21 protein-coding genes are annotated in these 25,426 nt (G+C 71.4%); 11 read left to right on the top strand and 10 right to left on the bottom strand.

Translation table 11 applies throughout. From position 1 onward, the window contains the following. Nucleotides 1-91: 91 nt before the first annotated feature. Nucleotides 92-529, bottom strand: a complete 438-nt coding sequence (locus tag LC438_RS13340; RefSeq protein ID WP_105676682.1) for an Lrp/AsnC family transcriptional regulator — start codon at nt 527-529, stop codon at nt 92-94. A gap of 151 nt (nt 530-680) precedes the next feature. On the opposite strand from LC438_RS13340, the gene pdhA reads away from it, so the two are divergent. The 3 genes from pdhA to LC438_RS13355 are packed head-to-tail and all read left to right on the top strand — an operon-like array spanning nt 681 to nt 4,260. Continuing rightward, nucleotides 681-1,784 carry a pyruvate dehydrogenase (acetyl-transferring) E1 component subunit alpha gene (gene pdhA, locus LC438_RS13345; protein WP_223586848.1) on the top strand — a complete coding sequence of 368 codons (1,104 nt, stop codon included), beginning with the start codon at nt 681-683 and terminating at the stop codon, nt 1,782-1,784. Next, nucleotides 1,781-2,809 (top strand): alpha-ketoacid dehydrogenase subunit beta, encoded by a 1,029-nt coding sequence (locus tag LC438_RS13350; RefSeq protein WP_105676681.1) that lies wholly within the window; start codon nt 1,781-1,783, stop codon nt 2,807-2,809. The genes pdhA and LC438_RS13350 overlap by 4 nt, the downstream gene beginning before the upstream one ends. Then, nucleotides 2,806-4,260 (top strand): dihydrolipoamide acetyltransferase family protein, encoded by a 1,455-nt coding sequence (locus LC438_RS13355; protein WP_223586849.1) that lies wholly within the window; start codon nt 2,806-2,808, stop codon nt 4,258-4,260. Before LC438_RS13350 ends, LC438_RS13355 begins: the two co-directional genes overlap by 4 nt. 38 nt (nt 4,261-4,298) lie before the next feature. On the opposite strand, the gene LC438_RS13360 is transcribed toward LC438_RS13355, so the two are convergent. The 4 genes from LC438_RS13360 to dhaK form a co-directional block, all read right to left on the bottom strand. Further along, nucleotides 4,299-5,582 carry a sensor domain-containing protein gene (locus tag LC438_RS13360; RefSeq protein ID WP_223586850.1) on the bottom strand — a complete coding sequence of 428 codons (1,284 nt, stop codon included), beginning with the start codon at nt 5,580-5,582 and terminating at the stop codon, nt 4,299-4,301. Nucleotides 5,583-5,738: 156 nt separating this feature from the next. Next, the gene (gene ptsP / locus LC438_RS13365) at nt 5,739-8,186 is read right to left on the bottom strand and encodes a phosphoenolpyruvate--protein phosphotransferase (protein ID WP_223586851.1); all 2,448 of its coding nucleotides are present in this window, start codon (nt 8,184-8,186) and stop codon (nt 5,739-5,741) included. Next, nucleotides 8,186-8,827 (bottom strand): dihydroxyacetone kinase subunit DhaL, encoded by a 642-nt coding sequence (dhaL, locus tag LC438_RS13370; RefSeq protein WP_105676688.1) that lies wholly within the window; start codon nt 8,825-8,827, stop codon nt 8,186-8,188. The genes ptsP and dhaL overlap by 1 nt, the downstream gene beginning before the upstream one ends. Next, entirely contained in the window at nt 8,827-9,819 is a 993-nt protein-coding gene (dhaK, locus tag LC438_RS13375) for a dihydroxyacetone kinase subunit DhaK (protein WP_223586852.1), read from the bottom strand. The genes dhaL and dhaK overlap by 1 nt, the downstream gene beginning before the upstream one ends. Nucleotides 9,820-9,968: 149 nt before the next feature. Here dhaK and LC438_RS13380 point away from each other — a divergent pair, with 149 nt between their 5' ends. Next, nucleotides 9,969-10,736: an IclR family transcriptional regulator gene (locus LC438_RS13380; RefSeq protein WP_223586853.1), complete on the top strand. Its 768-nt coding sequence runs from the start codon at nt 9,969-9,971 to the stop codon at nt 10,734-10,736. 159 nt (nt 10,737-10,895) lie between these two features. Here LC438_RS13380 and LC438_RS13385 read toward each other — a convergent pair whose 3' ends face one another. The 3 genes from LC438_RS13385 to LC438_RS13395 form a co-directional block, all read right to left on the bottom strand. Next, nucleotides 10,896-12,428: a GMC family oxidoreductase gene (locus tag LC438_RS13385; protein ID WP_223586854.1), complete on the bottom strand. Its 1,533-nt coding sequence runs from the start codon at nt 12,426-12,428 to the stop codon at nt 10,896-10,898. A gap of 124 nt (nt 12,429-12,552) precedes the next feature. Beyond that, nucleotides 12,553-13,551 carry a helix-turn-helix domain-containing protein gene (locus tag LC438_RS13390; RefSeq protein WP_105676676.1) on the bottom strand — a complete coding sequence of 333 codons (999 nt, stop codon included), beginning with the start codon at nt 13,549-13,551 and terminating at the stop codon, nt 12,553-12,555. Nucleotides 13,552-13,630: 79 nt separating this feature from the next. Then, nucleotides 13,631-14,242, bottom strand: coding sequence for a TetR/AcrR family transcriptional regulator (locus tag LC438_RS13395; protein ID WP_105676674.1), 612 nt, complete (start codon nt 14,240-14,242; stop codon nt 13,631-13,633). Nucleotides 14,243-14,351: 109 nt separating this feature from the next. On the opposite strand from LC438_RS13395, the gene LC438_RS13400 reads away from it, so the two are divergent. From LC438_RS13400 to paaI, 5 genes are read left to right on the top strand one after another with little or no spacing between them, the layout of a single operon-like run. Then, entirely contained in the window at nt 14,352-15,539 is a 1,188-nt protein-coding gene (locus tag LC438_RS13400; protein WP_223586855.1) for an acetyl-CoA C-acyltransferase, read from the top strand. Next, nucleotides 15,536-16,300 (top strand): enoyl-CoA hydratase/isomerase family protein, encoded by a 765-nt coding sequence (locus LC438_RS13405; protein WP_223586856.1) that lies wholly within the window; start codon nt 15,536-15,538, stop codon nt 16,298-16,300. The genes LC438_RS13400 and LC438_RS13405 overlap by 4 nt, the downstream gene beginning before the upstream one ends. Then, complete coding sequence (locus LC438_RS13410) at nt 16,297-17,202, top strand: 3-hydroxyacyl-CoA dehydrogenase family protein (RefSeq protein ID WP_223586857.1); 906 nt, start codon at nt 16,297-16,299, stop codon at nt 17,200-17,202. Before LC438_RS13405 ends, LC438_RS13410 begins: the two co-directional genes overlap by 4 nt. Further along, nucleotides 17,199-19,256, top strand: a complete 2,058-nt coding sequence (paaZ, locus tag LC438_RS13415) for a phenylacetic acid degradation bifunctional protein PaaZ (protein ID WP_223586858.1) — start codon at nt 17,199-17,201, stop codon at nt 19,254-19,256. Before LC438_RS13410 ends, paaZ begins: the two co-directional genes overlap by 4 nt. Beyond that, entirely contained in the window at nt 19,253-19,645 is a 393-nt protein-coding gene (gene paaI / locus LC438_RS13420; RefSeq protein WP_105676669.1) for a hydroxyphenylacetyl-CoA thioesterase PaaI, read from the top strand. Before paaZ ends, paaI begins: the two co-directional genes overlap by 4 nt. A gap of 97 nt (nt 19,646-19,742) precedes the next feature. On the opposite strand, the gene LC438_RS13425 is transcribed toward paaI, so the two are convergent. Next, nucleotides 19,743-21,152 (bottom strand): aldehyde dehydrogenase family protein, encoded by a 1,410-nt coding sequence (locus LC438_RS13425; protein WP_223586859.1) that lies wholly within the window; start codon nt 21,150-21,152, stop codon nt 19,743-19,745. A gap of 184 nt (nt 21,153-21,336) precedes the next feature. Here LC438_RS13425 and paaK point away from each other — a divergent pair, with 184 nt between their 5' ends. Further along, nucleotides 21,337-22,632 (top strand): phenylacetate--CoA ligase PaaK, encoded by a 1,296-nt coding sequence (gene paaK, locus LC438_RS13430; RefSeq protein WP_223586860.1) that lies wholly within the window; start codon nt 21,337-21,339, stop codon nt 22,630-22,632. 31 nt (nt 22,633-22,663) lie between these two features. Here paaK and LC438_RS13435 read toward each other — a convergent pair whose 3' ends face one another. Continuing rightward, nucleotides 22,664-24,772: a RecQ family ATP-dependent DNA helicase gene (locus LC438_RS13435; protein WP_223586861.1), complete on the bottom strand. Its 2,109-nt coding sequence runs from the start codon at nt 24,770-24,772 to the stop codon at nt 22,664-22,666. A gap of 69 nt (nt 24,773-24,841) precedes the next feature. Here LC438_RS13435 and LC438_RS13440 point away from each other — a divergent pair, with 69 nt between their 5' ends. Beyond that, on the top strand, nt 24,842-25,261 hold the full coding sequence (locus LC438_RS13440; RefSeq protein ID WP_223586862.1) for a pilus assembly protein CpaE: 420 nt from the start codon (nt 24,842-24,844) through the stop codon (nt 25,259-25,261). Nucleotides 25,262-25,426 lie beyond the last annotated feature (165 nt).

Raw genomic sequence — 25,426 nt, forward strand, 5'->3', positions numbered from 1 at the left:
CATTGTCGGATGCCGCGGCCCGCCGGACTTGTCGCGGAGCGCGCCGGTGATGTCCGAGTGCGAAGGGATCGCGGGAACCCTCCCGTGACCCTCAGGCCCTGGTGAAGTCCTCGAAGATCAGCGTGGTCCGCGTCGAGCGGATCGACGGGATCGCCTGGATGTCCTCCAGCACGATGCGGCGGAGGTCTCGCGCATCACTCGCGCGCACCAGGAGGATGACGTCGAAGTCCCCGCCGACCAGCGCCATGTGCTCGATCTCGGGGATCGCGCGCAGCCGTGCGCTCACGTCCTGCCAGGTGGCCTGCTCGATCGCGAGCATGACGTAGGCGCTGGCGTGGTGACCGAGCAGCACGGGGTCGGTCCGCACGGCGTATCCCGTGATGACGCCGGCCTCGGTGAGCCTCTTGATGCGGGCGTGGGCGCCGGCGCGGGAGATGTGCACGGCATCCGCGATCGCCGTCATCGAGGCGCGGGCGTCCTGACGCAGCTCTCGGAGGATCGCGTGATCGGTATCGTCGAGCGTGATCATGGCACCCCTTCGTTCTGTCGATGAATTCTGACACTTCGATGCCTGAATCAACAATCCTCATCCATTCGTCCAGGATTCGCGGATAGATCTTGGACGAGTGCGCGGAGCGACGCATGCTGGACCCATCGAGTTCGGCAAGGAGGGCGGACGGATGCAGGACACGGACATGCTCCCGCGTGAAGAAGCGGTGCAGCTGATCGACCAGGACGGCGCTGTCGTCGCCGACGACCACTACGCGCTGCCGGACACCGCCAGCCTGCTGCGCGCGTACCGCGGTCTCGTCGAGGGCAGGCGGATCAACGACCAGGCCAGCGCCCTCGTCCGGCAGGGGCGACTCGCGGTGTACCCGTCGTCGCACGGGCAGGAGGCCTGCCAGATCGGGGTCGCGCTCGCCCTCGCCGAGACGGACTGGCTGTTCCCGACCTACCGCGACTCCGTCGCCGTGATCGCGCGCGGTGTCAGCGCCGCCGACACCCTGGTGCTGCTCAAGGGCGACTGGCACTCCGGCTACGACGTGAAGACCCATCGGGTCGCCCCGCAGGCGACCCCGCTCGCCACGCAGCTCCTGCACGCCGTCGGCTTCGCCTATGCGGCGAAGCAGCGGGGCGAGGACACGGTCGTCGTCGCACTCTGCGGCGACGGCGCCACGAGCGAGGGCGACTTCCACGAGGCGATGAACTTCGCCGCGGTCTTCCATGTGCCCGTCGTGTTCTTCGTCCAGAACAACGGGTTCGCGATCTCGGTGCCGCTCTCGCGCCAGACCGCCGCCCCCTCCCTCGCGCACAAGGCCATCGGCTACGGCATGCCGGGGCAGCGCGTCGACGGCAACGACGTCGCCGCGGTCCTCGCGGTGCTCGGAGAGGCCGTGGAACGGGCACGCACCGGCGGAGGGCCGGCTCTCATCGAGGCCCACACGTATCGGATGCAGGCGCACACCAACGCCGACGACGACACCCGCTACCGCGAGCGCGCCGAGGTGCAGGCCTGGGTGGCCAGGGATCCGCTCACGCGCCTCCGCGCGCACCTGACGGCCTCCGGTGTGCTCGACGAGGCGCTCGACGCCGAATACGCGGCCGAGGCCGAGACGATCGCCCAGGCGATGCGCGACGCGCTGAACGCGGATGCCGAGCTCGACCCCGAAGACCTCTTCCGCTTCGTGACCGCGGCCCGCTCGCCGCAGCTCGAGGAGCAGTGGCAGCTGCTCCGCGGAGAGATCGATCGGACCCCCGCCGAGACCTCAGGAGGCGCACGATGACCATCGCCGAGCACGACGTCCGGACAGAGGCGTCGACACCCGCCGTGGCCACGATGAGCATGGCGGCCGCACTCAACCTCGCCCTCGCCGATGCGATCCAGGCGGATCCGGAGGTCGTCGTCTTCGGGGAGGACGTCGGCGCCCTCGGAGGCGTGTTCCGCATCACCGACGGCCTCACGGCCCGGTTCGGCGAGGACCGATGCTTCGACACACCGCTCGCGGAGTCGGGCATCGTCGGCACGGCGGTCGGCATGGCGATGAACGGCATGCGCCCCGTGGTCGAGCTGCAGTTCGACGCCTTCGCGCTTCCTGCGTTCGAGCAGGTCGTCAGCCACGTCGCCAAGCTCGGCAACCGCACGCGGGGCGGGGTGCGGATGCCGTTGGTCATCCGCATCCCGTTCGGCGGCGGCATCGGCGGGGTCGAGCACCACTGCGACTCGTCGGAGGCGTACTACGCGCACACCCCCGGCCTCACGGTCGTCAGCCCATCGACTCCGCAGGACGCGTACTCGCTGCTGCGCGCCGCGATCGCCTCCCCCGATCCCGTGATCTTCCTCGAGCCGAAGAAGCTCTACTGGGCCAAGGGCGAGGTCGACACCTCGGTCACCGCCGAGATCGGCACCGCACGCGTCGCCCGCGAGGGCACGGATGTGACCCTGCTCGCCTACGGGTCCTCGGTGCCGCTGGCTCTGGAGGTCGCCGAGGTCGCCGCCGCCGAGGGGCGCAGCGTGCAGGTCGTCGACGTGCGCTCGCTGTCGCCCTTCGACGACGAGACGGTCACCGCCGCCGTGCGTTCGACGGGCCGCGCGGTCGTGATCGCCGAGGCTCCGGGCTATGTGAGCGTCGCGTCGGAGATCCAGGCGCGGGTGTTCGAGCGCTGCTTCGAGTATCTGGAGGCCCCCGTGCGCAGGGTCACCGGTTTCGACACCCCGTACGCGCCGCCCAAGCTGGAGCACTGGTACCTGCCCGACGTCGACCGCGTGCTCGACGCGATCGACTCGCTGCACTGGGAGGACGAGAAGTGAGCGCCCTCACCGCGCGCGTCTTCCGCCTCCCCGATCTCGGCGAGGGGCTCACCGAGGCCGGTCTCGTGCAGTGGCTCGTGGCCGTGGGCGACACGATCACGACGGATCAGCCCATCGCGGAGGTCGAGACGGCGAAGAGCGTCGTCGAGCTGCCGTCCCCGTTCGCCGGCGTGGTCATCGCGCTGCACGGCTCCCCCGGCGACACGATCGATGTCGGAGCACCCGTGCTCGAGGTCGCGGATGCCGCGGCATCCGACGCCCACGAGGCCTACCGCACCGAGGAGCGCGCAGGCTCGGGCAACGTCCTCATCGGCTACGGCACCTCGGAGCGCGAGGTCAAGGGGCGGCGCCGGCGCCCCGCCGCGCGTCCGGGTGCTCCGACCGTGACTCCGGATCTCTCGTCTGCCGCTCCGGACACCCCGGTCACGACTCCTGAAATCGGAGACCCGCGCATTTCTCGGACGATTCCGCCGACGGCATCCGAGAATCGTACGATCATCCGAAATTCGGATGCAGAGGCGGCCGCCCGTCGACCGGTCGCCGTGCGCTCACCCCTCGTCCGCCGGCTCGCGCGAGACCTCGGCCTCGACGTGCGCCTCATCGCCCCGACCGGGGCGGACGGAGCGATCACCAGGGCCGACGTGCTCCGCGCGGCCGTCGATCACGCCGTGGACGGCGTGACGGCCGCGGCATCCGCTCCCGTGGAGGGCGGTCCGGCGGCGTCCGCTCTCGAGAGCGACGCACGGATCGACGGCCTGGCCGTGCGGTCCCGCACCCGCATGTCGCCCCTGCGCAAGGCCGCGAATGCGACGCTGAGCCGCAGCAGGGCCGAGATCCCCGAGGCGACCGTGTGGGTCGACGTCGACGCCACCGCGCTCTGGAACGCCCGCGCCGAGATGGCGCCGGAGGGCGGACGTGCGCCCTCGATCACCGCGCTGATCGCCCGCTTCGTGCTGATCGCGCTGGAGGACCATCCGCTGCTCGCCTCGCGTCTCTCCCCCGACGCGTCGGAGGTCATCGAGTTCGAGGGAGTGAACCTCGGCATCGCCGCCGACACTCCCCGTGGCCTCATGGTCCCCGTCATCCCGCACGCCGATGCCCTCAGCGCCGCCGAACTCGACGCCGCTCTCCGCGAGCTCGCCGGCACCGCGCGCGGCGGAACGATGCCGCCGGAGCGCCTGCGGGGCTCGACCTTCACCCTGAACAACTACGGCGGCTTCGGCGTCGACGGGTCCGCCGCGATCATCAACCACCCCGACGTGGCGATTCTCGGCCTCGGTCGCATCCTGGAGCGCCCGTGGGTGGTGGAGGGCGAGATCGTCGCCCGACGCATCGCCCAGCTGTCGCTCGTCTTCGACCACCGCGTCTGCGACGGCGGGTACGCCGCCTCGTTCCTGCGACGCGTGGTCGAGCTCATCGAGCATCCCCTCCGCGCCTTCGGGAGGGTGTGACCGGGGGCGCGTGCTGCCGCCAGCGCCCCCGGTGCGCGTCAGTCGCCCAGCTGCGGAAGGGGCGTCATCGTGGCGTCCCTCGCCGTGATGCCGACGATCAGTGCCTCCGGATCCACGGCGTCCCGATCGGTGTGGAACCGGAGCAGCCTCCCGCTGCGGGTGGCGACGTCGTACCAGTCGTCACCCGAGGAGGCGACGGTCACGATCGTCCCTCCGGGGAAGGCCGAGATGGCCTCTGCCACCGGCGAGCCCACGCGAATCTCCCCGGCTGCCGGAAGAGCCTGCCCCTCCTGCAACGGCCGCTCGAGCGAGGCCCTGGTGCCGACGGTCAGCGCCGCGACCTTCGACCCGTCTCCGGACGCCTCGATCAGGATCGAGCCGTCCGCCCCGGGGGCCGCCGCCTTCCACTCCCCACCCGGAAACTCGGGCTCCGCCACGGAACCGTCGGGAAAGACGGACTTCGCACTGTCGAGAGTGTCGCCGAGAAGGATGGGCCCCACGCCGGCGGTCGAGATCTTCCACTCGCTCCAGGGTGCGGAGGCGTCGCCGGTCGGCGCTTCCTCTTCGGTCGGCGGGGTGGCCGTCAGCTTCTCGATGAGCGCGTCACGCGCGTCCTCCGTGCGTGCGTTCATCGCCTCGGCGATGTCCCCGTTGTCGACCTCAGTGCCGTCGGGGAGAGGGGCTTCGAGCACGGTCACGACGTTGCCCGTCGCGGCATAGCCCCGCACCGTGCGCATGGCCGTCCCGCTCCAGTTGTCCGTGAGGGTTCCCGCGAGCGCCCTGACCTCGCCTTCGCCTTCGGTGGCCACACCGTCGAAGGTCACGGCCGCCTCCTTCGTGAACGCGCTGCACTGCTCTGCCCCCTGGACGACCTGGTCCATCAGAGACCGGGCATGCTCCTCATCGGCGAACTGCAGAACCTGCAGGACCCCTGGCACGTCCTGCGCTGCACCCGGCATGCTCCACGTGACGACGCGAGCACCGACGGCGTGCAGAGCGTGCTCTGTGTAGAACACCTCGCAGATCCTCGGGTCAGCGCTCGGTCCGCTTCCGTCTGAGACCTGCATGAGCACCGACGAGGATGCCGTCACCCCCGTCGCCCCGGGAAGGATCTCCGCGATCTCCTCGGGTTCCAGCACAAGGAGATCCAGTTCATCGCCGACGAACGCCACCGGTCCGTCATACGGTTCCGGTGTCTCGGGGGCCGTCGACGGCGTCCCCCCGGGTTCGGACGCCGGCGCGCAGGCCGCGAGACCCAGCAGAACGACTCCGGCCGCGGCGACGACGATCGAGGACCTTCTCCACACACGCAGATGAGACATGAGAACCCTCCAGTTCATTGATCGCACCGTTCTTCGGTGCCCCCTGGTGTCGAGGATAGAGGCGAGGAGAATCCGTGCTCACCTCTGCGTCCATGTCGAGACGGGAATGATATGAATCACATGCCGAGATGAGCATGTGACGACGCCGGCGCCGTCCTACCGCTGTCGCCCCCGACCCGCCGCATCCCGGGTCTGCTGCACGTCCGACGCCGTCGACACGGCCTCGGCCATCCGTCTGCACTGCAATTCATCGACACCGGCCAGGGACGCCCCGACCCGTCCGAGGGCGCGAGGCGTCATCGACAGGCTGGTCGCTCCGAGTCCGACGAGCACCGGTGCGAGCACAGGGTCTCCCCCCGCTTCACCGCAGACGCCGACGGGCTTGCCTGCCGCCCGCCCCGCGGCGCCGACGGTGCCGATCAGGCGGAGCACCGCGGGCTGCCACGGGTCGTTGAGGTCGCCGAGATCGCTGAGGAGGCGGTCGGCGGCGAGCGTGTACTGGGCGAGGTCGTTCGTGCCGATGCTGACGAAGTCGACGACCTCCAGCATCTCCGCGGCCAGCAGCGCGGCCGACGGCGTCTCGATCATGATGCCGACGCGCGTGAGCCCCGCTGCGCGCGCCCGCTCGGCGAACTCCCGCGCCTCCTCGACCGTGGCCACCATGGGCGCCATGACCTCGACCAGCGCGTCCTCCGAGGCGGCCGCGGCGGCGAGGGCGCGCAGCTGATCGTCGAGCAGAGCCGGCGAACGGCGGGCGATGCGGAGCCCGCGCACACCGAGCGCGGGGTTCTCCTCGTCGTCGGCGTTCGCGAACGGCAGCGGCTTGTCGCTGCCCGCGTCGAGCGTGCGCACCACGACCTTGCGTCCGGGGAACGCCGCGAGGACTCCCCGATAGGCCTCGATCTGCTCCTCGACCGACGGAGCCTCCGTGCGGTCCAGGAAGCAGAACTCGGTGCGGAAGAGACCGACGCCCTCCGCGCCGGCCGCTGCGGCGGCCACGGCATCCGCCGCTCCGCCGACGTTGGCGAGCAGCGGCACCTCGTGGCCGTCCGCCAGCCTGCCCGCGCCGTCGAACGGCACGATGACGGCGGCGGCGACCGCCGCGTCGATCCTGGCGCGTGACGGCTCCACTTCGACGGTGCCTCGGTCCCCGTCGACCAGGACGGTCGCGCCCGAGGCGATCCCCGTCGCCCCCGCGACGCCCACGACGGCCGGCAGTCCGAGGGAGCGCGCGATGATCGCCGTGTGCGAGGTCGGTCCGCCCTGCTCCGTGACCAGGGCGACGCAGCGCCCTCCGTCCAGCGCTGCGGTGTCTGCGGGGGCGAGATCGGTCGCCACGAGCACGAACGGCTCGTCCCGCTGGGGCACCCCCGGCATCTCCACCTCGAGGATCTCGGCGATGATCCGGTCGCGGACGTCGCGGATGTCGGCGGCCCGCTCGGCCATCCGACCGCCGAGAGCGGCCAGCCCCTTCTCGTGCGCTGATGCGGTCTCCCAGACGGCGCGCGCGGCGGTGCGTCCCTTCGTCCGCACGAGCGCGGACGCCTCGGAGACGAGTTCGGGGTCGGAGGCCAGCAGCCGAGAGGCGTCGAGGATGTCGCGAGCCTCGCCCGACGCCTCCGCCGTGCGGCCGCGCAGTTCGTCGGCGACCGCGACCGCTGCCCACTCGATCGACGAGACCTCCGCATCGCGGTCGGCCTCGTCGATCACGATGTCGCTCGCGGGTTCCGGCAGCGGCGGCGCGAGACGCACGACGACCGCAGCGGCGGCCCCCGCGCTCACGCCACGGCCCCGCAGCACCGCGCCGGCCGCGACGGTCGCGGGGGGCGCCTCGACGGGAGCGGAAGCAGGCGCCGCCGCCTCGACGCCCTCGCCGAAACCGTCGTGGAAGAGGGCGGCGAGACGCGTGAGCGCCTCCTCGGCGGCGTCCCCGGACGCCGACAGCTCGATCTCATCGCCCTGACGTGCGCCGAGGATCAGCAGGCGCGACAGGCTGGCCGCGGCCGCCTCCGGCCCATCGGGCAGGAGGCGCAGCCGCACCTCGGCTCCCGTCGAGGCCTTGGCGATGAGCGCGGCGGGGCGTGCGTGGATGCCGAGCGGATTGCGCACCCGCACGGTGCGAGTGATCCGCTCCCCCTGCGCCTCTCCGCGCTCGTCCGCGGGTTCCCGCTCGGGCTCGGCCGTGTGCTCCCCCAGCTGCCCGGTCTTCGCCCCCAGAGCAGCGGAGGCCTCGTCGGCGACGACGTCCAGCGACGCCCCGGCCGCCGCCGACACGACGGCGGCGAGGAGTCCCTCGACGAACGGCGCGGGAACGAGCCGCACGGGAACCTCGCTGGTCCGGAACTCCAGGGCGAGCTCGGCGCTCATCACCGCAGACCCCAGATCCATGAGCACGAGCACGCCGCCGCACTCGGGGGCGAGCTCGTCGATGGCCGCGGCCACCGCGGTCGCGTCTGTTCCGAGGATCGGCCTGCCCTCGGCATCCGTTCCCGCCCCTGCCGCGACGCGCACCTGCACGCCGCCGCCCTGCACCATCTGGAGGGCGAGCTCGAGTGCCGCCTCCCCGAGCCGAGCGCTGTGGGAGACGGCGACGATGCCGATCATCAGGAGGCGGCCGCGATCGCGGCGTCCAGCGTCTCGAACAGCAGAGCGGTCGACGCGGCGCCGGGGTCCAGGTGACCGGCGCTGCGCTCCCCGAGATAGCTGGCGCGACCCTTACGCGCCACGAGCGGGAGCGTCGCATCCCGACCCGTCGCCGCCGCGACCGCGGCCGCGTGGGCCGCCTCGCTCACGGAGGCGCCGCCCGCGAGGGCCCCGTCGAACGCGTCGACGGCCGGAGACATCGCGTCGAACATGGTCTTGTCCCCCGCTTCGGGCTTGCCCCGGGCGACGATGCCGTCGAGACCTGCGCGCAGAGCGCCGGCGAGCGACGCGCCGTCGAGGGAGTCGACCGCTCCCGCGCTCATCCCCATACGCAGGAAGAACGTGCCGTAGAGAGGGCCGCTGGCGCCGCCCACCGAGCTGACCAGGGTCATCCCCACCGTCTTGAGCAGCTCATCCGCCGTGGCCGGCGCGCCTCCGCTCAGCTTCTCGACGACGGCGCCCATACCCCGCGACATGTTCGCTCCGTGGTCGGCGTCGCCGATGGCCGAGTCGAGCTCGGTGAGCCAGTCCTTCTTCTCGGCGACGGCCGCGCTGAATCGCGCGATCCAGTCCTGCAGCGCCGCGACTCCCACGTTCCCCATCAGGCGCCCCACCGCAGACCGGGGGTGACGACCGGCGCATCCCACAGCCGCAGGATCTCGTCGTCGGCCTTGAGCACGGTGACCGAGCATCCGGCCATGTCGAGCGAGGTGATGTAGTTGCCGACGAGGTTGCGCACGATCTGCACGCCGGCCTTCTCCAGCAGAGCAGCCACCTCGGCGTACATCAGGTACAGCTCGATCTGCGGGGTGGCGCCCATGCCGTTGAGCATCACGATCACGGGTCCCGTGAAATCGAGGTCGGCGAGGATCGGCTCCACCAGCTGCCGGGCGATGTCGGATGCCGGGGCGAGAGGCTCGCGGTGGCGACCGGGTTCGCCGTGGATGCCGATGCCGATCTCCATCTGGTCCTCGGGGAGATCGAAGGTCGGCTTGCCGGCGGCCGGCACAGTGCAGCTCGTGAGCGCCATGCCCATCGACCGGCCCTGGGCGTTGACGCGCTGGGCGAGTGCGACGACGGAGGCGAGGTCCTGCCCCTCCTCCGCGGCGGCGCCGACGATCTTCTCGAGCAGCACGGTGAGTCCGACGCCGCGTCGACCGGCGGTGTACAGCGAGTCCTGCACGGCGACGTCGTCGTCGACGACGACCGTGCCGACCTCGATGCCCTCCATCTCGGCGAGCTCGGCGGCCATCTCGAAGTTCAGCACGTCTCCGGTGTAGTTCTTGACGATGTGCAGCACCCCGGCGCCGCGGTCGACGGCCTTCGTGGCGGCCTGCACCCGGTCGGGGGTCGGCGAGGTGAAGACCTCACCGGCCACGGCGGCATCGAGCATCCCGATGCCGACGAATCCGCCGTGCAGCGGCTCGTGTCCTGAGCCTCCACCGGACACCACGGCGACCTTGCCCTGCGCCTTGGGCGTCGCGCGCGTGATGACGCTGGTGTCGAGGTCCACCGACAGCTCGGGGTGCGCCGCGGCGACTCCCCTGAGCGACTCGATGAGCACGTCCGCAGGGTTGTTGATGAGCTTCTTCATCGTCCGATCTCCCTTGATCACTGCCTGGCTGAAAGTCGTCGAAATCCGAAAGGAATTCGTTAATGTCGAATATGCTCGGAGTCGGACGGGATGTCAAGACCCCGTCGAGTCGCCGATTCGAGGAAGAATCGTCTGAGAGGGAGGGCCGCATGATCCAGGCCATCGACCGCGCCGCGAAGGTGCTCGAGCTGCTGCAGGGCGCCCGGCATCTGGGCATCACCGACCTCGCCCTCGCGCTGGACCTCCCCCCGTCGACCGTGCACGGCATCGTCAAGTCGCTCAGGGAGCACGGCCTCGTCGCCAAAGAGCGCGGCGGGCAGCGCTACATGCTCGGCCCCACGCTGCTGCGGCTGAGCAACGTCTACCTCGACACCCTCGACGTCCGCGCCCGCGCGATGCGCTGGACGCAGGATCTCGCCCGCCGCACCGGCCTGTCCGTGCGGCTCGGCGCTCCGCACTTCACCGACGTGCTGGTGATCCACCACAACCTGCGCCCGGACGACAGCCAGCAGATGCTCGAGACCGGAGTCGCGATCCCGGCGCACGCGTCCGCGATGGGCAAGGTGCTGCTCGCCTACGATCAGGGGTTCCAGCGGAACGTGTTCGCGCAGCCGCTGCGCAGTCTGACCGGCGACACGGTGACCGACGTCGCGAGGCTCACCCTCGAGCTGCCGGCGATCGTCGAACGGGGAAGCGCCTCTGAGACCGACGAGGCCGTGCTCGGCGAGACGTCGATCGCGGCGCCCGTGGCCGACGCGCGGGGCGACATCGTCGCGGCGCTCGCGGTCGTGATGCCGACCGCGCAGGCCCCGGCATCCGACGTGGTGCTCGCGGCCCTGCGGGAGACGGCCCGCAACATCTCCCGCGAGCTCGGCTCGACGACGTGGCCCCCGCGGGTCGCGCCGGCCGAGGACTGAACAGTCCGGGCCTCGATGCGCACCTCCTCCGCGGAGGCGATCGCCCACCACCCCGCACGAAGTGTCGAGACGGCCGCTGACGCTCCATGCCCGGGTGGACGCGCGCGGCGCATCCACCCGGGCACTCGACGTGTCCCGCGGGCTCGGGTTCTCCCGTGGCTACTCCGCGAGCAGGAAGCCCGCCGCCCGCTCGCCGATCATGATCGAGGGCGCGTTGGTGTTGGCGCTCGGCACGAAGGGCATGACCGAGGCATCGGCCACGCGGAGTCCCGCCACTCCGCGAACCCGCAGCCGCGGGTCGACGACAGCGAGCTCGTCGCTCCCCATCCGGCAGGTGCCCGCCTGGTGGTGATAGGTGCCGACCGTGCGGCGGGCGAAGTCGCGCAGCTGATCACGGGTGGTCACGTCGTCGCCGGGGGCGAACTCTGCCGCGCGGAACGGCGCGAACGCGTCCTGGGCGCCGACCCGGCGCACGAGCTCGATCGCATCCACCATCGCCTCCAGATCACGGTCGTCGGCGAAGATGTTCGGGTCGACGAGGGGAGCATCGGATGCCGCCGCAGATGCCAGGCGCAGCGTGCCGCGCGAGTACGGGCGCACGATGCCCGCGACGATCGTGTACCCCTGCTCCGGCACGGCTCCGCCGTCGGTCGGATACGGCACGTGGATGAACAGCGGCTGCAGATCGGGGGCCGCATCATCGGCCGCGACGGAGGATCGGGCGTAGAACTGGCTCTCCAGGATGTTCCACTGCGGCGGGGCGACCGGGTCCTTCGCCTCGTACAGCACGCTCACCAGAAGGTGGTCGTGCAGGTTCTCGCCGACACCGGGCAGATCGGCCACGACATCGATGCCGAGGGCGCTCAGGTCATCCTTCGGGCCCACGCCCGAGCGCAGCAGCACCGCGGGTGAGCCGATCGCCCCGCCGGACAGCACGACCTCGCGCGTTGCCCGCGCCACTCGCGTCACGCCGTCGACCGAGTACTCGACGCCGACGGCCCTGCCGTCTTCGATCACGACCCGGTCGACGAGCGCATCCGTGGTCACGGCGAGCCGTGCGTCGCCCAGGATGGGGGCGACGAACGACTGCCAGGCCGACGCGCGTCTGCCGTCCTTCGTCGTCGTGTGGTTGAAGCCCGCGCCGTCGAGCGTCTCGCGGTTGAAGTCGTCGGTCGCGGGGATGCCTTCGGCCACCGCCGCATCCACGAACGCCGAGGCCAGGGGGTGCCGCTTGTCCACGGGCACCCGTTCGACGTGCAGCGGTCCGCCTGCGCCGTGGAACTCGTCGGCGCCGTCGGCGTGGTCCTCAGACGCGGTGAAGAAGGGGAAGACCTCGTCCCACGACCAGCCGGCCGCGCCCCGCTCAGCCCAGCCGTCGTAGTCGCTGCGGTCGCCGCGCATGTAGATCATGCCGTTCAGCGAGCTGGAGCCGCCGAGCGTCCTGCCGCGCGGCCAGTAGAGGACCCGCCCGCCCAGATGCTCCTGCGGAGTGGTCATGACCGCCCAGTCGCTGGGCGACATCAGCAGGCCCGGCCAGCCCTGCGGTGAGTGGATGTTCGGGTCGCTGTCCACCGGCCCCGCCTCCAGCACGTGGACGGTGCGCCCCGCGTCGACCAGGCGGCGCGCGATGGCGCTGCCCGCCGATCCCGCGCCGACCACGATGTAGTCGGCGACTTCTGTGAGCTCGGTCATCGCTCGTTCCTCTCTGAACGCCGGGCGGTCTTCGCCCGCTGTCAGATCAGAATCGCCCGGGATGCGGCGGAACCGACCGGCCACCGGCGAACACCGATGTGCCGGACGCGCACGATCGCCGGGGTCAGTGCTGCAGCGCCTCGGCGCGGTACTCGCTCGGCGTGACGCCGAACCGCGTGCGGAACGCCCGGGAGAAGGCCGTGGCGTCGGTGAAGCCCCATCGCGCTCCGATCGACGCGATCTGCTGCCCGACCTGGGTCGGATTGCTCAGGTCTCTACGGGTGGCGTCGAGGCGGCGATGCCGGATCCACGAGCTCACGGTGTCGTTCCTGCCCTCGAACAGCTTCTGCAGATACCGCACCGAGACGTGGTGGGCGGCGGCGATCTGAGCGACCGTCAGCTCGGCGTCGCCGAGATGCGCGGCGATGTACATCTCGATCCTGGTCAGGAGCGCCCTCCGGTCGGCATCCCCTCCGCTGTCCAGCACGAGCTCCAGTCGTTCCCCGAGGGCAGCGGTCAGCATGTCGAGCACGGCGTCGGACAGCGGCATCCGGTTGCGGAGCGTGCCGTCTTCGAGGGCGCTGTCGAACGCGCGCAGCAGCGAGGAGGCGATCGCGCTCACGCCCTCGTGTCCGGAGAACCGCGAGGCCGTCAGCGCTCTCAGGCGCGCCCGATCGATGCGGAGGGTCTCGAGCGGGAACATCACGACCAGCATGCGGAACGAGTCGTCGAAGTCGACGGAGTAGGGGCGCGTCGTGTCGTAGACGGCGAAGTCCCCCGGCAGCAGGATGGCATCGCGTCCGTCCTGGCTGATCACGCTCCGGCCCTGCAGCTGCACGCCGAGCTTGATGTGGCCGGGGTCATCACGGGCGATCTCGCTCCTGGTGCGGCTCACGCGAACGGGCGATCCCGACACGCTGCTCACCGACAACGGCCCGAGCTCCTGCGCCACGAGCTTGCCCGCGAAGCCCGCCCTGGTCGCAGGATCCGCAGACCAGGCCCGGAGGGGCACGAAGCTGCGATTCACGGCATCCGTCCACATGTCGAAGCGCTCAGCGGAGGCCACGTCGCCGCAGTCGAGCACGACCCTGCCCGGGTTCTCCTCGCGTTCGCGATCGCCCATCCATCACTCCTCGCCTCGTCGCGTGACGGACAGCATACGCGCAGTTCGTCGGCGCGCGCCGCGCGAGGTCGACCCGAGGTCAGCGCGACTGGAGCCCGTCCAGACTCACGCGCAGGATGTCCTCGCCGAGCTCTTCGGGGTCTACGGGGCCGCCTGGTCGGTACCACTCGACGACCGAGTTGATCATGCCGAAGATGAGCCTGGTCGCGACCGCCGCATCGACGTCATCGCGGATCAGCCCCTCGCGCTGCGCCTCGGCGACGATCGCCGTGACCCGCTGGTCGAAGTCGCGCCGGCGCCGCAGCGCCGTCGTCTCGACCTCGCTGTTGCCCCGCACCCGCAGCAGCAGGGTCACGGAGGGGAGCTTCTCGGTGAGCACGCGAACGGCTCCTCGGACGATCGAGCGCAGACGGTCGGCGGCGAGCGGATGCTGCGCCACGGCGTCGTCCACGACCTGCTCCAGTCCGTCGAGCGCGTCGTTCAGCGCGAGTTCGAGGATCGCGGACTTGGAGTCGAAGTGGTGGTAGAGCGCCGACTTCGTCAGCCCGAGCGCAGCGGTGAGGTCGGCGACGCTGGTCGCGTCGTAGCCGTGGTCGTTGAACACCTTCACCGCGACGGCGAGCACCTGCTCGCGGTCGTAGCCCGGCCTGCCCCGCTTCGGCGTCGGATCTGCGGGATCGGTGCGGGGCATGCGACCAGTCTGTCATCTCGGAGTTGCCAACCGCCGGTTCATCTGAGAATGTATTCCTGACCGATCGGTCTGAAATTATCTGCCAGTGGCGGCAGACAGGAGGATGACGATGTCCGAGGCCTACCTCGTCGGCGGTGCGCGCACCCCGGTCGGCCGCTACGGCGGCGCGCTCTCCAGCATCCGCCCGGACGACCTCGCCGCCCTCGTCGTCGGCGAAGCGGTGAGCAGGTCGACGGCGCCGGTCGATGCGATCGACGAGGTGATCCTGGGCGCGGCGAACCAGGCGGGCGAGGACAACCGCAACGTGGCCCGCATGGCCGTGCTGCTCGCCGGCCTCCCCGATTCGGTCCCCGGGCTGACCGTGAACCGGCTGTGCGCGTCGGGGATGTCGGCCATCGCCCTCGCGGCGAACGCCGTGCGCGCGGACGACGCCGACCTCATCGTCGCCGGCGGCGTCGAATCCATGACCAGGGCGCCCTGGGTGCAGGCGAAGCCGGAGCGGGCATGGGGCAAGCCGGGCGCGGCCTTCGACACGTCGATCGGCTGGCGATTCACGAACCCTCGGCTGAGCGCACGCGACAAGGCGACCTTCTCGATGCCGGAGACCGCAGAGGAGGTGGCGCGCGTCGACGGGATCTCGAGGGCGGATGCCGACGCGTTCGCGCTCCTGAGCCATCAGCGCGCCCTCGCGGCGATCGACGCCGGACGGTTCGCCCCCGAGATCGTGGGGGTCGAGACGCCCCGCGGACTCGTCGACACCGACGAGGGTCCCCGCCGCGACACCGCGCTCGACGTGCTCGCGGGGCTCCGTCCCGTCGTCGCCGGCGGCGCGGTCGTCACGGCCGGCAACTCCAGCTCTCTCAACGACGGGGCCTCGGCGATCCTCGTCGCGAGCGCGCAGGCCGTCGCCGCGCACGGACTGCGCCCCCGCGCGCGCATCGTCGCCTCGGCCACGGCGGCCCTCGCGCCCGAGATCATGGGCCTCGGGCCGGTTCCGGCGACCGAGAAGGCGCTGCGCAAGGCCGGACTGAGCATCGCGGACATCGGCGCGGTCGAGCTGAACGAGGCGTTCGCCTCGCAGTCGCTGGCCTGCATCCGCCGCCTGGGACTCGACCCCGCGATCGTGAACGCCGACGGCGGCGCGATCGCCCTCGGACACCCGCTGGGATCGAGCGGATCGCGATTGATCGTCACGCTGCTCGGCCGTATGGAGCGCGAGGGCGTGCGCTACGGCCTCGCCACCATGTGCGTCGGCGTCGGCCAGGGCACAGCCATGATCGTGGAGCTCGTGTCATGACGCTGCGCATCGAGGAGCGCGCCGACCGCGTGATCGCGACCCTGGACCGCCCGGAGAAGCGGAACGCGATCGATCAGGAGACGATCGATGCCCTGCACGAGCTGTGCGCAGGGCTCGAGGCCGCGCCGCGCACGCTGATCCTCACCGGCTCCGGAGGAACCTTCGCGGCGGGGGCCGACATCGCCCAGCTGCGGGAGCGCACGGCCGAGGACGCGCGGAAGGGCATCAACGCGACCGCGTTCATCCGGATCCGCGAACTCCCGATGCCCGTGATCGCGGCGATCGACGGCTATGCGCTCGGCGGTGGCGCCGAGCTCGCCTACGCGGCGGACATCCGCATCGCCACCCCCGCCCTGAAGATCGGCAACCCCGAGACCGGGCTCGGCATCATCGCCGCGGCGGGCGCCGCCTGGCGACTGCCCGAGATCGTCGGGGAGGCGAGAGCGAGCGAGCTCCTCCTCACCGGTCGGGCGCTGGATGCCGAGGAGGCGCTGGCCTGGGGGCTGATCTCCGCTGTGCACGCCGCGGACGACCTCCTGCCCGCCGCCCACGCGATCGCAGACCGGATCGCCGCGAACGACCCCCTGGCGACGCGGCACACCAAGCGCGCCCTGCGCACGCCGAGGGCCCAGCATCCGGCCATCGAGCTCGAGTTGCAGGCCGAGCTCTTCGAGTCCCCCGAGAAGCATCGCAGGATGACCGCGTTCCTGGAGCGCCGCACTGAGCGAGCGCAGCGAGACGAAGCGAGGAAGAAGCGATGAGCGACCCCGCTCCCACCCCCCGGCCGTCGAACGAGCGCAGCGAGACGAAACGCCCGCCGGCACGCGTCGGCGTCCTGGGCGGCGGACGCATGGGCGCCGGCATCGCGCACGCGTTCCTGCTGGCGGGGTCGCACGTGACCGTGGTCGAGCGCGACGACGCCAGCGCGGATGCCGCGGCCGACCGCATCGACGACAGCATCCGTCGCTCGGCCGAACGCGACGCCTCCCTCGACGGGACCGCGCTGCGCTCACGCCTCACGACCGGCACGGACATCTCAGCCTTCGGCGAGTGCGACCTCGTGATCGAGGCGGTGCCGGAGGACCGCGACCTCAAGGAGCAGTCTCTCGCCCGCGCGGAGGCCGCCATGCCCGCGCACGCGACGCTGGCGAGCAACACGTCGTCGATCTCGATCGACGACCTCGCCGCCACGCGCCTGCGCCCGGAGCGCTTCCTGGGCCTGCACTTCTTCAATCCCGTCCCCGCTTCGGCGCTGGTCGAGATCGTGCACGGCACGGCGACCGCGCCCGATGTCACCGAGAGCGCCCGCGACTGGGTCGCGGCCCTCGGCAAGACGCCGATCGTCGTGCGCGACTCCCCCGGCTTCGCGTCTTCGCGCCTGGGCGTCATGCTCGGCCTCGAAGCGATCCGGATGCTGGAGGAGGGCGTCGCATCGGCCGCCGACATCGACGCCGCGATGACCCTCGGGTATCGGCATCCCACCGGCCCGCTGCGCACGACGGACATCGTGGGTCTCGATGTGCGCCTCGGGATCGCGGAGGAGCTGGAGCGCGCCTTCGGCGAGCGCTTCGCCCCGCCGGAGCTGCTGCGCCGGATGGTGGCCGAGGGGCGGCTGGGCCGCAAGTCCGGCCGCGGATTCTACGAATGGAATGAGGAGAGATGACCGAGTACCTGTCGAGCTACGTCAACGGCGAGTGGTGGACGCCCTCCTCCCCCGCCCGGGCGACGGACGTCCGCGACGCCTCCACCGGCGAGCTGGTCACCCGGGTCTCCACCGAGGGACTCGACCTCGCCGGTGCGCTCGAGTTCGCCAGGACGACCGGGCAGCGGAGCCTCGCCGCGCTCACCTTCCACCAGCGGGCGGTGCTGCTCAAGCAGTTCGCGCTCGCCCTCACCGCGCGCAAGGACGAGCTGTACGCGCTGTCCTCGCGCACAGGCGCCACGAAGGTCGACTCGTGGGTGGACATCGACGGCGGGATCGGCGTGCTCTTCTCCTACTCGGGCAAGGGCCGGCGCGAGCTGCCGAACGGCACCGTGCACGTCGACGGACCCGTGGAGCCGCTCTCCAAGGACGGATCGTTCCTCGGCCGCCACGTCTACACGACCCTCCCCGGTGTGGCGGTGCAGATCAACGCCTTCAACTTCCCGGTGTGGGGTTCTCTGGAGAAGTTCGCCCCCGCGTTCCTCGCGGGCATGCCGACGCTCGTCAAGCCCGCGACGCCGACCGGCTACCTGGCCGAGGCGATGGTGCGGATCCTCGTCGAGTCGGGGCTGCTGCCCGAAGGATCGCTGCAGCTGGTGAGCGGCAGCGTGCCCGAGCTGTTCGAGAACCTGCGGCTCGGCGACCTCGTCGGCTTCACCGGCAGCGCCTCCACCGCGGAGAGCCTGAAGGCGCACCCGGCCGTGCAGACGGGCGGCGTGCGGTTCACCGCCGAGACCGACTCGATCAACGCCTCCGTGCTCGGCACCGACGCGGTGGAGGGCACCCCCGAGTTCGACGCGTACGTCCGCCAGCTCGTGACGGAGATGACGACCAAGGCCGGACAGAAGTGCACCGCGATCCGCAGGGCGATCGTGCCCGCCGCATCCGCGGACGCCGTGATCGCCGCCGTGCGGTTGCGCATCACCGAGAAGACCGTGCTGGGTGACCCCCGCGCGGAGGGCGTGACCATGGGTCCGCTCGCCTCGACAGCTCAGCGCGACGAGGTGCGGCGCCAGGTGCGGGTCCTGCAGGACGCCGGCGGCCGGGTCGTCGTCGGATCGACCGACGCCCCCGAGGTGCGCCTCGCCGACGGCACGGTGGGCGACGCCCCCGACGGCGCCTTCGTCTCGCCCGTGCTGCTGCGCTTCGACGACGCGCAGTCGGATGCCGTGCACTCCGTCGAGGCGTTCGGCCCCGTCTCCTCGCTGCTCACGTACGACACCACCGCCGAGGCCGCGGCGCTCGTCGCCCGCGGCGGCGGCTCGCTCGTCACCAGCATCGCGACGCACGACCCCGCACAGGCCGTCGAGCTCGCCACGCGCATCGCGCCCTTCAACGGACGCATGCTGCTGCTCGACCGCGACGATGCCCGATCCTCCACCGGCCACGGCTCCCCGCTGCCGAACCTCGTGCACGGCGGTCCCGGGCGGGCCGGCGGCGGCGAGGAGCTCGGCGGCATCCGCGCCGTGCTGCACCACATGCAGCGCACGGCCGTGCAGGGATCGCCCGAGATGCTGACGGCGCTGACCGGCGTGTGGCATGCCGGCGCCGCGGCGCACAGCGGCGGACGGCATCCGTTCCGCAAGTCGCTGGCAGAGCTGCGGATCGGCGATCAGATCGTGTCGGCTTCGCGCGAGGTGACCCTCGACGACATCGAGACCTTCGCGCACTTCACCGGCGACACCTTCTACGCGCACATGGACGAGGAGGCCGCCGCGGCCAACCCGTTCTTCCCCGGGCGCGTGGCGCACGGCTACCTGCTCGTCTCGTGGGCGGCCGGGCTGTTCGTCGACCCGGAGCCCGGACCGGTGCTCGCGAACTACGGACTCGAGAACCTGCGCTTCCTCACGCCGGTCTCCCCCGGAGACGAGATCCGCGTCGAGCTCACGGCCAAGCAGATCACGCCGCGCGAGACCGACGAGTACGGCGAGGTGCGGTGGGATGCCGTCATCCGCAATCAGGAGGACGAGACCGTCGCCACCTACGACGTGCTGACGCTGGTGAGCAAGTCATGAGGCCGATGATGCAGCGTGACAGCGCCTCGGCGATGCTCGGGATGGTCGTCGAACTCGACGAGCCGGGGCACGCGATCGTGTCGATGCCCGTGCGGGAGGACATGCTGAACGGCTTCGCGATCACCCACGGAGGACTCGTGTTCGCCCTGGCGGACACGGCGTTCGCGATCGCGTGCAACGAGGACGAGCGGGTGACCGTGGCCGCGGGAGCCGATATCACCTTCCTGAAGTCGACGCGGGCGGGGCAGACCCTCACCGCGACCGCCGTTCGGCGCGTGGTCAGCGGCCGCACCGGGCTGTACGACGTCACGGTCACCGACGAGATCGGCGACGCCGTCGCCGAGTTCCGCGGACGCTCGATCACCACGAACCGGCCGGCATCGCGCTGAGGCGCGGGCCGTCACGGATGCCGTCACCATGCGCGCCTCTGACGCAGAGAAGGGCCGGGGTCGTCACGACCCCGGCCCTTCCGCGCGTTCGAGCGGTTCAGCGCTGGATCACCTGGGGAGCGGCGACGGCCTTGAGACCGGCGACGCCGAACTCCTGCCCGTACCCGCTGGCCTTGATGCCGCCGAACGGCACATTCGGGTTGATCGCACCGTGCTGGTTGATCCACACCGTCCCGGCCTGCACCCGACGGGCGACCTCGGTCGCGGCATCCACGTCCGACGACCACACCGACGCACCCAGTCCCTGCGACGACGCGTTCGCCCGGCGCACCGCGTCGTCGACCTCGGAGTAGCGGATCACCGGGATCACGGGACCGAACTGCTCCTCGTCGACCAGCGGGGCGCCGTCGTCGATGTCGGCGACGACGGTCGTCTGGTAGAACAGCGGTCCGTGCTCGGGCGCGGCTGCTCCGCCCGTCACGATGCGGGCGCCGCGCGCCCTCGCGTCATCCACGAGCCGGCGCACGACGTCGAACTGCTTCTCGTTCTGCAGGGGGCCGAGCACGTTCGCCTCGTCGAGCCCGTTGCCGCTCGGCATCGCCGCGGCGAGGTTCGCGAGCGTCTCCACGACCTGCTCGTACTGCGAGTCGTGCACGTACAGCCGCTTGAGGGCCGCGCAGGTCTGACCCGTGTTGAGGAAGATGCCCCAGAACAGGTTCTCGGCGATGGCGGCGATGTCGGTGCCCGGCAGGATGATGCCCGGATCGTTCCCGCCCAGCTCGAGCGTGAGCCGCGCGAGGTTGTGCGCCGAGGCCTCCACGATGCGGCGCCCCGTCTCCGTCGATCCGGTGAACATGATCTTGTCCAGCCCCGGGTGCGCCGCGATCGACGCGCCCACCTCGCGGTCGCCCGAGACCACGGTCAGCACGCCCTCGGGCAGGTGCCGGTTGAACACCGCGGCGAGCGCGAGCACCGAGAGCGGCGTGTACTCGCTCGGCTTCACGACCACGGTGTTGCCCATGCGCAGCGAGGGCGCGATCTGCCAGACCGAGATCATCATGGGCCAGTTCCACGGACCGATCGCGCCGACGACGCCGAGCGGCTCGTAGTGCACCTCTGCCCTCGACTCGCCGGCCTCGAAGACGACCTCGGGTTCGAGCGGGGTATCCGCGGCGCTGCGGGTCCAGAGCGCGCACGCGCCGACCTCGAAGCGCGCGTTGGGTCCGTTGAGCGGCTTGCCCTGCTCGCGCGAGAGCAGCACCGCGAGCTCCTCCGCGTTCGCCTCGATCTCGTCGGCGATCGCGTGCAGGATGCGGCTGCGCTCGGCGTGACCGAGTGCGGCCCACCCCGGCTGCGCCGCACGGGCGTCGGCGATGGCCCTGTCCAGGTCCTCCGTGGTGTGCACCGGCGCGTACGCGATCACCTCGCGGGTCGCGGCGTCGGGGATCGGCCGACCGATCCCCTCGGGCACGCTGATCTCCTCCAGGAGCGTCGTCGTCGTGGTCACAGCATCCTCCTTCTCCGCGGACGGCTCCGTCCGATTGCGGCGAGCCTACGAGCCGGCCGCTGCCCGCGACAGGGGCTTCACCCGTTCATGCATCCGCGGCACAGCGGCGTACGTGTACGGCAGATCGCACCCGACCGACACCCGCTGAAATGAAGATGCCGCCCCTGCGACGAAGGAGTCGACCATGACCTCAGAGCTTCCCGAGATCGGGACCGAGACCGAGCTGCACTCGCGCGATGCGCTCGCCGAGCTGCAGCTGCGCCGCCTGCAGTGGACCGTGCGCCACGCGTACGACAACGTGCCGCTGTACCGGCGCACCTTCGACGAGCACGGCGTTCATCCCGACGACATCCGCGAGCTCGCCGATGTCCAGAGGCTCCCGTTCACGACCAAGGCCGATCTGCGCGAGACCTACCCGTTCGGCATGTTCGCCGTGCCGATGGCCGATGTGCGCCGCATCCACGCCTCGTCGGGGACCACCGGCCGGCCGACCGTCGTGGGCTACACGGCGGGCGACCTGGAGCGCTGGAGCGACCTGGTCGCGCGGTCACTGCACGCCGCGGGCATCCGCGCGGGCATGAAGGTGCACAACGCGTACGGCTACGGGCTGTTCACCGGCGGCCTCGGCGCGCACGCCGGCATCGAACGGCTCGGCGCCACGGTCATCCCGATCTCCGGAGGCCAGACCGCCCGGCAGGTGCAGTTGATCACCGACTTCGAGCCCGATGCGATCCTGTGCACGCCGAGCTACCTGCTCACGATCGCGGATGCTCTGGAAGCCGCCGGCCTCGACCCTGCCGCGACCTCGCTGAAGGTCGCGGTGCTGGGGGCGGAGCCGTGGACGAACGAGATGCGCCGGGAGATCGAGCGGCGCCTGAACATCGACGCCGTGGACATCTACGGCCTCAGCGAGGTCATGGGCCCCGGCGTCGCGAGCGAGAGCGTGCTCACGAAAGACGGTCCGCACATCTGGGAGGACCACTTCCTCCCGGAGACCATCGACGGCGACACCGGAGCCACCGTGCCGGATGGCGAGCTCGGAGAACTCGTGTTCACGTCGCTCACCAAAGAGGCGTTCCCGGTGATCCGATACCGCACGCGCGACCTCACGAGACTGCTGCCCGGCACGACCTATCCCGCGGTGCGTCGGATCGAGAAGATCACGGGCCGCAACGACGACATGATCATCCTGCGCGGTGTGAACCTGTTCCCGACCCAGATCGAGGAGATCGTGCTCGGCATCGAGACCCTGACCCCGCACTTCATCCTCGAGCTGCACCGAGCCGGGCGGATGGACTCCCTGACCGTGCGGATCGAGCGGCATCCGTCCCTGAGCGCCGAGGAGTGCGAGGGCGCGGCCGCCGTGCTCAGGCACCGCGTCAAGATGCACATCGGCACGAGCGTCGAGGTGCAGGTCGAGGAGCCGGGGGTGCTCCCCCGCAGCGAGGGCAAGTACAAGCGCGTGTACGACCTGCGCTGAGGTCTCCTCAGTATCCGCCCCGCGCTGCCGATCAGCCCCGCAGGGCCAGCACGAACGGCAGCACCTCGGTGGCACCGGCCTGGCGGAGCACGCGGGCGGCGATCGTGAGGGTCCAGCGGCTGTCGGCCTGATCGTCGACGAGCAGCACCGGCCCGTCCGGCACGTCGAGCCCCTCGGCGCTGAACCGCTCCCAGAGCCCCGCGACGCGGAAGGCGCTGTTGCCGCCGGGCTGACCGGTCGGCCCTCCGCCGACCAGCCCCAGTTCGCCGAGGTACGGCAGCCGGCCGATCTCCGCGATGCCGCGGGCGAGGGAGTCCACCAGCTGGGGGCGGGAGCGCGACGGCATCGCGATGACGGCGACCGGCCGCTGCTCCCATCCCCACCCGGCGAGCACGCGCACGCACCCGGCGAGGAGCTGCGGCGGGACCACGGCATCCGCGGCCCCCGCGCCGAACAGGTCTCGCAGCGCTCCTCCCCAGCCGAGATCGGTGAGCCGCGCCAGCGCGCGCCCCTCGGCCGCCTGCTCGGCCGGTGCGATGCGCCCCTTCACGGGAACGCCCAGCCGGTCGGCGCCGGTCGGCCAGGCTCGTCGTGGCTCGATCGGCACGCCGACCCGATCGAGGGACTCGGATGCCGCGGCCGTCGCCCGCTCCTCGATGTCGCGGGGGAACCACGCCCCGGCGCAGTTGTCGCAGCGTCCGCACGGGACCGCGGTGTCATCGTCGAGCGCACGCTGGAGGAACTCCATGCGGCAGCCTGCCGTCGTCTCGTAGTCGAGCATGCTGCGCTGCTCGGCGACACGCTCCGCCGCGATCCGCTCGTACCGTTCGGCGTCGTAGATCCACGGCTCGCCCGTGGCCACCCATCCGCCCTGCACCCGCCGCACCGCACCGTCGACGTCGAGCACCTTGAGCAGGAGCTCCAGAGGTGTGCGCCGGATGTCGACCATCGCCTCGAGCACCGGGGTCGAGACCGGGCTGTCGCCGAGAGCGGAGATCACCCGTTCGGCGCGCTCCCGATCGGGCATCGACGCGGTGGCGAAGTAGTGCCAGATGTCGCGGTCCTCGACGCCGGGCAGCAGCAGCACGTCAGCGCTCTCGCTCGCACGGCCGGCGCGACCGACCTGCTGGTAGTACGCCACGGGAGAGGACGGGGCTCCGAGGTGCAGCACGAAGCCGAGGTCGGGCTTGTCGAAGCCCATCCCGAGGGCGCTCGTGGCGACGAGCGCCTTGACCTCGTTGCGCTTGAGCATGCCCTCCGACTCCTCGCGCTCGTCGGCGTCGGTCTGCCCCGTGTAGGCGCGCACCTCATGACCGCGCTCGCGCAGCAGTCGAGCGGTGTCGACGGCCGCCGCGACGGTGAGCGTGTAGATGATGCCGGAGCCGGGCAGATCGTCGAGGTGGCTGAGCAGCCAGGCGAGACGACTGGCCGAATCGGGCAGCCGCAGCACGCCCAGCCGCAGCGACGTGCGTGCGAGGGCGCCGCGGATGGTCAGCACCTCGGCATCCGATTCGCCGGTGCCGAGCTGCTCGGCCACATCGGCGACGACGCGGCTGTTCGCCGTCGCCGTCGTCGCGAGCACCGGCACGTCGGCGGGCATCTGCGCGATGAGGTCGCGCAGGCGCCGGTAGTCGGGGCGGAAGTCATGACCCCAGTCGCTGATGCAGTGCGCCTCATCGACCACGAGCATGCCGATGCGGCGCACCAGCGCGGGCAGCCGCTCCTCACGGAAGGACGGGTTGTTCAGCCGCTCCGGCGACACCAGCAGCACGTCGACCTCGTCGCGGTCGAGCTGCGCCAGCACATCGGACCACTCGTGCGCGTTCGTGGAGTTGATCGCGACCGCGCGCACGCCCGCCCGCTCGGCGGCCGCGATCTGGTCGCGCATGAGCGCCAGCAGCGGTGAGACGAGCACGGTCGGCCCCGCGCCCTGCCGGCGCAGCAGCAGGGTCGCCACGAAGTACACCGCCGACTTGCCCCACCCCGTCCGCTGCACGACGAGCGCGCGACGACGACGGTCGACCAGGGCCTCGATGGCCTCGTACTGCCCGTCGTGGAACTCGGCGTCCGGCCTCCCGACCAGTTCGCGCAGTGCGGAGAGGGCGGCGGTGCGGGTGTCGCCGGAGAGCGGAGAGGTCATGCCCCCACTCTGCCTCACGTCGCGGACATCGTCGGCGACGCGTAGATGTCGATGCTCTACCGTTGACCCATGATCGCCCGTGAGCTCGCCGTCGCCCTGCGCGAGGCCGGGCTGGTGTGGCACCCCGCCGAGGGAGACCGCTTCCAGCTCGATCTGCCCGATGAGGTGGAGCTCGAGGCGGAGGCCGACGTCTTCACGGTGAGCGAGATGACGATCGAGGCGCGTCAGACCCCGAGCGGCACCGACCTCGCGTTCAACGGCACCACGGAGTGGGCACTCGACGCCGTGACCCTCGCAGACGCCGTGTGGCTGCCCCGAGAGGATCAGCTGCGCGACCTCCTCCGCGGCACCTTCCGTCGACTGACCCGCCTCGGCGACGCCTTCCTCGTCGAGATCGAGATCGCCGGTGAGATGCTGGCGTTCGAGCATCCGGATCCCGCGGAGGCGTACGGCCGGGCGCTTCTGGAACTGATCTCCCGCTCGCGCTGACCCTCCCCTCCCGCTCCGGGACTCCGGAGATCGGGCGGCGCCGGCCATCCGGATACCGCTCGACTCACGCGTGCGCGAAAGGGGCAGCTCCCGCATCTCCGGTTTCTCCGGAGTTCTGGAGCGCCGGCCCCGAGCACGGCGGAGGGCTCTGTCTTGCGTGCGATG

Source organism: Microbacterium sp. OVT16B, assembly GCF_019969705.1.
Lineage (GTDB): Bacteria > Actinomycetota > Actinomycetes > Actinomycetales > Microbacteriaceae > Microbacterium > Microbacterium natoriense.

Coding starts and splice junctions, on each gene's coding strand:
- LC438_RS13360 (WP_223586850.1), bottom strand. CDS start 5,582: ATGTCTCATCTGCGTGTGTGGAGAAGGTCCTCGATCGTCGTCGCCGCG.
- LC438_RS13395 (WP_105676674.1), bottom strand. CDS start 14,242: ATGCCCCGCACCGATCCCGCAGATCCGACGCCGAAGCGGGGCAGGCCG.
- paaK (WP_223586860.1), top strand. CDS start 21,337: ATGACCTCAGAGCTTCCCGAGATCGGGACCGAGACCGAGCTGCACTCG.
- dhaL (WP_105676688.1), bottom strand. CDS start 8,827: ATGGGGAACGTGGGAGTCGCGGCGCTGCAGGACTGGATCGCGCGATTC.
- LC438_RS13385 (WP_223586854.1), bottom strand. CDS start 12,428: ATGACCGAGCTCACAGAAGTCGCCGACTACATCGTGGTCGGCGCGGGA.
- paaI (WP_105676669.1), top strand. CDS start 19,253: ATGAGGCCGATGATGCAGCGTGACAGCGCCTCGGCGATGCTCGGGATG.
- paaZ (WP_223586858.1), top strand. CDS start 17,199: ATGACCGAGTACCTGTCGAGCTACGTCAACGGCGAGTGGTGGACGCCC.
- LC438_RS13400 (WP_223586855.1), top strand. CDS start 14,352: ATGTCCGAGGCCTACCTCGTCGGCGGTGCGCGCACCCCGGTCGGCCGC.
- LC438_RS13380 (WP_223586853.1), top strand. CDS start 9,969: ATGATCCAGGCCATCGACCGCGCCGCGAAGGTGCTCGAGCTGCTGCAG.
- LC438_RS13440 (WP_223586862.1), top strand. CDS start 24,842: ATGATCGCCCGTGAGCTCGCCGTCGCCCTGCGCGAGGCCGGGCTGGTG.
- dhaK (WP_223586852.1), bottom strand. CDS start 9,819: ATGAAGAAGCTCATCAACAACCCTGCGGACGTGCTCATCGAGTCGCTC.
- LC438_RS13435 (WP_223586861.1), bottom strand. CDS start 24,772: ATGACCTCTCCGCTCTCCGGCGACACCCGCACCGCCGCCCTCTCCGCA.
- LC438_RS13410 (WP_223586857.1), top strand. CDS start 16,297: ATGAGCGACCCCGCTCCCACCCCCCGGCCGTCGAACGAGCGCAGCGAG.
- LC438_RS13390 (WP_105676676.1), bottom strand. CDS start 13,551: ATGGGCGATCGCGAACGCGAGGAGAACCCGGGCAGGGTCGTGCTCGAC.
- ptsP (WP_223586851.1), bottom strand. CDS start 8,186: ATGATCGGCATCGTCGCCGTCTCCCACAGCGCTCGGCTCGGGGAGGCG.
- LC438_RS13405 (WP_223586856.1), top strand. CDS start 15,536: ATGACGCTGCGCATCGAGGAGCGCGCCGACCGCGTGATCGCGACCCTG.
- pdhA (WP_223586848.1), top strand. CDS start 681: ATGCAGGACACGGACATGCTCCCGCGTGAAGAAGCGGTGCAGCTGATC.
- LC438_RS13350 (WP_105676681.1), top strand. CDS start 1,781: ATGACCATCGCCGAGCACGACGTCCGGACAGAGGCGTCGACACCCGCC.
- LC438_RS13340 (WP_105676682.1), bottom strand. CDS start 529: ATGATCACGCTCGACGATACCGATCACGCGATCCTCCGAGAGCTGCGT.